This is a genomic window from Moorena sp. SIO2C4, from assembly GCF_010672485.1.
GTDB classification, from domain to species: Bacteria; Cyanobacteriota; Cyanobacteriia; order Cyanobacteriales; family Coleofasciculaceae; genus Moorena; species Moorena producens.
In genome coordinates this window covers 4,837-9,352 of the sequence record NZ_JAAHGN010000182.1, presented here as the reverse complement: position 1 = coordinate 9,352, position 4,516 = coordinate 4,837, and the positions used below count along the sequence as shown (strand labels likewise).

Here is a 4,516-nt window from a genome sequence, read left to right as displayed (position 1 = left end):
CCTATTCCCTATTCCCTCCATTGCTGACGTTGTACCATTTTATCTACCCAAAAAGCACTGAATTTTAATAACATTGCTAAATCCTTTTGTTGGGTACCGAGGGCGCTTTCTCCAGCAGCTTTTCGGGAATGAAACGCCCAATGTTCCCATTGATTAATCCAGTCTAGTAAATCATTTTTAACCTGATCAGATAGGGTTTCGTCGCGGCGGTTGAGGATAACTTCGGTTGCTTGACTCAATAAGCGATCGCATTCGGTTACACAAGCATGTTTGGGCAAGTCTTCTGCTAGTCGATACAGCAGAGGAGAGAGGTCAATATCTTGATAATGCTGAATAAATTTCCACCAATAGTCTAGTAAATGACCTTTCATTAGTGCTTCTAAACTATTGCCACTGCCGTAGATAACTCGGAAGCACAAACCATCTTTAGGGGGAATGGAGGGATTAGCATCTTGTCTAGTTCCTGGGAGTTTCTTGGCTCTATCCTTCTCTGCGCTCCAAAGGTTGTCTAGAACCGTGGGCAGTGGTAAGCTTTTATGAGCAATCACAATGCCCATGCTCATGGTGGCACCCTCGCCCATGGTGAAATGGGCACGGTCGGGTAATCCTTCTAATGGTTGCTTGGGGTACCAGTAACCACCGTTAGGGTCAAACTCTTGTTGGGGGTCTTCAGCACCACACCAAGCCGCACGAAGCGATCGCAAAAATTCCGGCAAGTCTTCTAGAGGCAACACGGCCATGACATCATCCCCGCCACTGTAGACAACTTTGCCGCAGAAGCGCTTTTCAGTGATATAAGGCACCAGGCGATTGGAAAAATCTAGTAAAGCACGATTCAGTCCAACATGGGTAGCTGGTCCCATGCGCTTTTTGGTCTCTAGCAGTTCGTTAAATCCCTTAACTTGCTGACTAGTTTGGTCTAGTTGGTCTGTAAGTATGTAGTGTTTATATTCCTTGAGCTTAGCACCAGAAACATATTTCCCCATGCCATCCCCATCAGCCAAAACAATTACCCACCAATCACCGGGAGACCCATTACTAAAACCAGTTTGTTTATGAGCAGTTTCTACTAACCGTCTGAAAACATCCCTAGATTGAGTTAATCCCATATCATCAGCTAGCCACCGACTAGAAAACATGACACCGTTTAAATTTTCACCTTGGTGGTTGTTGGGATTAATCCTGTTATCAGTCTTGGGAACTTGAAACGGGTAATTACCAGTGCAAGAGCGATAATTATCCTTAAAATCAGGTAACTCTTGCTCAATTAATTTGTTCAGATTCTCCCAGTATTGGCGGATTACTTCAGGATGATCATGGGCAAATCGTGCTGCAGCAATGGAACTCAAATTAGGAAAGCGAATGAATTGTTTGTAGTCAATACCCAACGATTCACCAACACCACCGTACTGCCAAGCCATACGCTTGGTTAATTCCAAAGCATTGAGTTTTTCTGAACCATTGAACAGTCCTCCTGGATAAACTGCCGCCATCAACCGCCAGAATAGGCGCATCGAACGAGCTGACAGACCTCCACCTTCCGGATATTTTGTATAGTTTAGATTGGGATGCACTGCACTAAACTGACCAGAAAGGGTGGAGCGCTCTCCTGGGGCAACGGGAATCTGCCAAGTGCGGGTGTTCTTAACAGCTTGAATAGATTTTCCTAAAGTAGCTTGTAGGATTGCCCACCATGTCCCGACATTAAGGGTATGGTAAGCTTTTTCTTCTACTTCCGTGGGAATCTTTTGGCCAGAACGGGAAAACGCGATCGCTTCTTGAGCGTCTTTCCATTCGCTATCAAATGTTTCCTGGTCGTTTCTGCTAATTACTAGTTTTTGATCGGGATTCCCTAACGGTACTGCTGTCCAGTAAGGTTGCCAAGAACTTTCTATCTGAGCATCCCAGAGTTTATTCCACTCCCACCAACCAGGTTTCCCTAAGTTTTCTAAGTCTCGCTGGCAAGCTTCGTAGTCACAATCAGACAAGTCTTGTAAGATTTCCTCTCGCTTTTGCTGATTTTGGGATTCTTTCAGCCATAAAATAACCTTCTGTTTGATATGTTCCCGCACTTGAACAGCAATTATTTTCCATTCCTCTGTTAGCTTTGCGGTTAATTCTTTCCCCAATGTCTCAGCTGCTTTCTTTCCTGGCACCACAGCTGTAATAATATTAGGAAAACCAGCAGTACTCAGACTAGTCGATTTATTGTCATCAAAACGGCTAACTGGATCTAATTCATCTAGGGAATACTGTTTAAAACTATCCCGAAAAACTGTATAATTTACTTCTGGTTGGTCAAATTCCTGAATCATCAGGGCATCAATAATCTCTTGACTCCAGAGGGAGGGAGTAATTACCGCATCAGGACCATACAATTGAGCAATATGCCAGCAGAGTTTAACACTTAGATAATGGAGTAAATAGGAGCCTGCCCAGAAATCAAGAAACTTGCGGGAAGCTTTAATAAATTCCTGGACTGGGGAGAAGGTGAATAATAGTAAATAGGGATGTTCGTGAGACTTTCCTGGTTGCAAGTCTTCTGGATACAGGGCACCAACTAGGGCAGACACTGTGCTGTTGTAGCTGTGGATTGGACAATCCGGTAGGATTTTATGAGCTGGAATCAGTAAGGCATTAGGAGATTGCTTGGCTCTAATTTCTGGATAGAACCGCCAGAGCCACCAAAACACTTTTTTCCCATCCCGTTCTTTAGCAATATCCCCGAGATTGGGTATTTCTTGTTGATTAAAAGAGTCTATCTGGTGCTGTTGACCGCTGATCGGATGCTTAACTTGACAAGTATCACTTTTTGTGTTAAACGCTGCGCCTAGATTAACCCGGTCAGAGGAACTAGCGATCGCATTCGGCAGAACCTGACTTTGCTCCTGCTCCTCTACTAGTTGCTGCCACCAGTTTTGCAGCTGATCTAGATTGTCTTTGCAACAGAGTAATGTGCGGAAGATACTATTACTCCCTTTGTCTTTATGCTTCTGATGCATTAAAGCATAAAGCTTCCGCTGATAGACATTCATTTAGTTAGATTCACCTAAACAGCTGATCCCAAGGTAGCAGCTGAGCAGGAGTACCAGTATAGTTTTGATGCGAATGACGAAAATTGCTGAATTGACTTCTTTCAGAAGTCGGGAACAGCGGATCTGGGAACAGGGAATAGGGAATGAGAGGCAGAGAATCAATATCAGTGGAGTGGGCATCCTGCCCGCCTGGAAATGAAACGGGCAAGATGCCCGTTCCACAGCCAGATGCCCGTTCCAGAAAACTCTTCAAATCATTCGATTTTTAAGCAACACCCGGAAGCGAGGGGTATTAGAAAAAGATGGTGGAGAGATTATCAGTAAAGGTACTAACCTCAACTCCCTCTACATTGGCGAGAAGGTCACCATCAGCAGCTATGATATTCACACTGCCATTAGACTGCTCAAAGGTAAGGGTGCTAGCATCACTAACCCCAAAGCGAGTTAACCCCAGTTGGAAATTTATCACTTTGTCATGTCCTTCACCTTCTTCAAGGGCAATGGTGTTGTTACCATTACCAAGCTCGATGGTGTCTACACCGGAACCAGAATCAATAGTATTGTTTCCGTCACCAGTTTTGATTACGTCATTTCCAGCACCGCCAGTTATGGTGTCATCACCGTCTAAACCCAATAAAATGTTGTCTTCCCCGTTACCGATCAGTTCGTCATTAAAATTAGTACCTACGGCTCTTTCAATACTAATTAAAGTTTGTGCTACTTCCTGATCTTGCTCATCGGTGTAACTACCAGTGCCTTCAGCCAAATTGAGCTTAATACCAGAGTTGATTAGATTTTGAAAGTCAACGGTATCACGACCTTCTCCACCGTCAAAATAGTTAACACCGCCACTGTCTTGGAAAGTATCATTTCCTGCACCACCGACATATTTGTCATCACCCTCTAAACCCAAGAAAGTGTTGTCAACCTCGTTACCAATTAGTTCGTCATTAAAATTAGTACCAAATACCCTTTCGATACTAATTAAAGTTTGTGCTACTTCCTGATCTTGCTCATCGGTGTAACTAGCAGTGCCTTCAGCCAAATTGAGCTTAATACCAGAGTTGATTAGATTTTGAAAGTTAACGGTATCAAGACCTTCTCCACCGTCAAAATAGTTAACACCGGCACTGTCTCGGAAAACGTCATTTCCTGCGCCACCAAGATATTTATCATCACCGTTGTAACCTAAGAAACTGTTGCCTTGGTCGTTACCGATCAGTTCGTCATCAAAATTAGTACCAAATACGTTTTCGATACTAATTAAGGTTTGGGTAATTTCTTGATCGTTACTATCGGTAGAGCTAGCAGTACCCTCGACGAGATTAACTTGAACCCCAAAATCAAACTCGAAAAAGTCAACGGTATCACGACCTTCTCCACCGTCAAAATAGTTAACACCGCCACTGTCTTGGAAAGTATCATTTCCTGCACCACCGACATATTTGTCATCACCCTCTAAACCCAAGAAAGTGTTGTCA

The 4,516-nt window shown here is 43.7% G+C and carries 3 protein-coding genes; all 3 read right to left on the bottom strand.

All coding sequences use genetic code 11. The annotated features are described in order from the left end of the window. Window positions 1-8: 8 nt before the first annotated feature. A complete protein-coding gene (cas10, locus tag F6K20_RS12415; RefSeq protein WP_287294852.1) occupies window positions 9-3,035 on the bottom strand; it encodes a type III-B CRISPR-associated protein Cas10/Cmr2 in 3,027 nt (1,008 codons plus the stop codon). Between the two features lie 10 nt (window positions 3,036-3,045). Further along, on the bottom strand, window positions 3,046-3,288 hold the full coding sequence (locus tag F6K20_RS12410; protein ID WP_287294850.1) for a hypothetical protein: 243 nt from the start codon (window positions 3,286-3,288) through the stop codon (window positions 3,046-3,048). A gap of 39 nt (window positions 3,289-3,327) precedes the next feature. After that, window positions 3,328-4,516, bottom strand: a 1,189-nt coding sequence (locus F6K20_RS12405) for a calcium-binding protein (protein ID WP_287294849.1), incomplete at its 5' end; no start/stop codon positions are given.

What these genes read in the sequence shown, in the direction of transcription:
- cas10 (WP_287294852.1), bottom strand. Translation starts at nt 3,035, where the DNA reads ATGAATGTCTATCAGCGGAAGCTTTATGCTTTAATGCATCAGAAGCAT.